Raw genomic sequence first — 2599 nt, 5'->3', positions numbered from 1 at the left:
TAGGAAGATAAATTATCTTTTTCCATCTTTACTAATATATCGGGATTTTATTTTTAAATCTTTAAAGAAATTTTTAATTTTCCCCTTTATTGGATAAAAATGAAGCCAAAAACTCTAGTAATGACTTGGTCTTACAGACTTATGGGTAGGTTTCAGACTATAAAGCAAAAAGACATTATTTAACTTTTAATGTTCCAATGCACTACCTGTTAACCAAAAAATTTGCAAACCATTTTTGTTTGTTACTATTCAGCCACTGATTAACACGGATTAGCATTTAAGTTAATGGGATGCAGATTTACACAGATTATTTAGTATAGTAACATCACAAAAATCCCAATTCTTGACAAAGAAAGAATAAAAACCTATTATTTTGCTATGAAAATCCTTGCTATATTCAAAAAGGAATTTTATTCTTACCTTAACACAACCACAGGATATATTATCCTCTTTCTCTTTGCCCTTATATCAAATTGGCTTTTTATGAAGCCATTTTTCTTGATAAATGAGGCATCTATGAGGCTATTTTTTGAGCTTATCCCCTGGTTTTTTCTCTTTTTTATTCCAGCTATCACAATGGGGCTTTTTTCTTCTGAAAAATCCCTTGGAACAATTGAGATTCTTTTTACCCTTCCCATAAAAGATAGGGAGCTTGTATTTGGAAAGTTTTTGGGCTCTTGGGCATTCGTTGGTTTTCTTCTTCTATTTACCTTGCCAATACCAATTGCAATATTTTTTGTTGGAAGCCCTGATATAGGGCCACTTATCGGAGGATACATATCCTCCCTTTTACTTGCTGGTGTATATATCTCAATTGGTATATTTTTTTCATCCCTTTCAGGGAGCTTAATCCTCTCGTATGTTCTCTCAATTGTTTTTTCCTTTATCCTCCTTATACTCTCAGAAAATTTTGTCCTTACAGGCATTCCAGATTTCCTTGTTCCCATTTTTAGATCTTTAAGCCTAGGAGCTCGCTTTGATTCTGTTGGAAGGGGCATTATAGATTCAAGGGATATTATTTATTACACCTCCATTATTATGCTATTTCTTTATCTTACAACAAAAATTTGTGAAAATATGAGAAAAAGGCTTTCAAAAGCAATTCTTCCAGCAAGCCTGTTTCTTACAATATTGATTCTTCTAAACCTAGCCTTTTCCTATCTATTTGTAAGGCTTGATATGACAGAAGAAAGGCTTTATTCCCTATCTTCTTCAACAAAAAAAATTCTTAAAAAAATAGATAGCCCCCTTGAAATTAATTGTTATTTTTCAAAAAATCTCCCTCCAAATCTTTCTGGAATAAGGATGGCTGTAGAGGATATTCTTAAGGAATATAGAGTCTATGGAAATGGCAATGTTAAATTTTTATTTGTTGAGCCAGAGAAAGAAGAAATAGAACAAAGGCTTAAATTGCTGGGAATTCCACAGGTCGGGCTTTCTGTTATCCAAAAGGATAAAATAGAGACAATCGGTGTATATCTTGGCATAGATATAAGTTATAAAAATAGGCATCAAATAATACCATTTGTTGAAAAACCAGATTTATTGGAATATGACATTACATCATTAATCCTTAAGCTTTCAAAGACAAGACAGAAATCCATTGGATTCTTAGGAAAAACAGAGAATTTCCAGATAATTAAAGACCTCCTTAAAAGGGAATATTTTATTTTCCCTGCCTCAACAAGCAGCTTAAATGTGGATACATTGATAATTTTAAACGAAAATCCGCAAAGGGAGGTAATGGAGTTTGTAAAAGGTGGTGGGGGTCTCTTTCTTCTTATAAACCCCATAAAGATAGATGGTTTTACAGCAATAAAGGAGGGCTTGTTTGATTTAAGACCCTATGGAATCAATATAAAAAGCGACCTTGTTTTAGACCCCTCTTGTTCTTACGCCTCATTTAATACAGGTCAATATGTATTTACAACACCATATCTATTTTGGACAAAAATTGAAAGCGATGGGTTTAATAAGAAAAGCCCTATTGTATCTAATATAGAGAGCCTTGTTTTTCCCTGGACATCCTCTATTGAAGCTAAAAATGCCGATGTTCTTATCTCATCAAGCAAATATTCCTGGAGCCAGGAGGCATATTTTGACCTTAATCCCCAACAGAGGTTTATTCCAAAGATAAAAAAATCATTTCCTCTGGCTGTTTCTTTTTCTTATGGTAAGGGAAGGGTTGTTGTTGTTGGAAATTCAAGGTTTATAGAGGATAGATTTCTTTCTCAATTTATAAATAACCATATATTTTTTATGAATACTGTTGATTGGATTAGCTTTAAAGATGAGCTTATTGGAATTAGAGGAAAGGGAAAAACAGAGCGGCCACTTAAGGCTTTATCTAGTTCTGGCAAGGCTTTTGTAAAAAATCTTGTTGTCTTTCTTTCTCCTTTAATTGCCATTATCCTTGGAATTATAAGGCTATGTATGCCAAGGTTGCCTTAAGGATTCCATCTGAAAATCTTTATACCCAACTTCAACAGAAACTTGGCGAAATTGGTGGTAGCGAAAGTAGAATTTCTTGTATTTATAAGGGATTGAGGGGTATGGGGAGGTAAAAATTACAAAAAAGTGAGTGACAATAAAATGTAAA

Annotated in this window: 1 protein-coding gene; it reads left to right on the top strand. The window is 33.1% G+C overall.

The window, feature by feature from the left end; genetic code table 11:
- Positions 1-378 precede the first annotated feature (378 nt).
- On the top strand, positions 379-2451 hold the full coding sequence (locus AB1630_12130; GenBank protein MEW6104541.1) for a Gldg family protein: 2073 nt from the start codon (positions 379-381) through the stop codon (positions 2449-2451).
- Positions 2452-2599: the final 148 nt, after the last annotated feature.

Source organism: bacterium (genome assembly GCA_040753555.1).
GTDB lineage: Bacteria > UBA9089 > UBA9088 > UBA9088 > UBA9088 > JBFLYE01.
The sequence above is the reverse complement of the archived record's forward strand: the minus strand, read 5'-3'. Positions and strand labels throughout refer to the sequence as shown.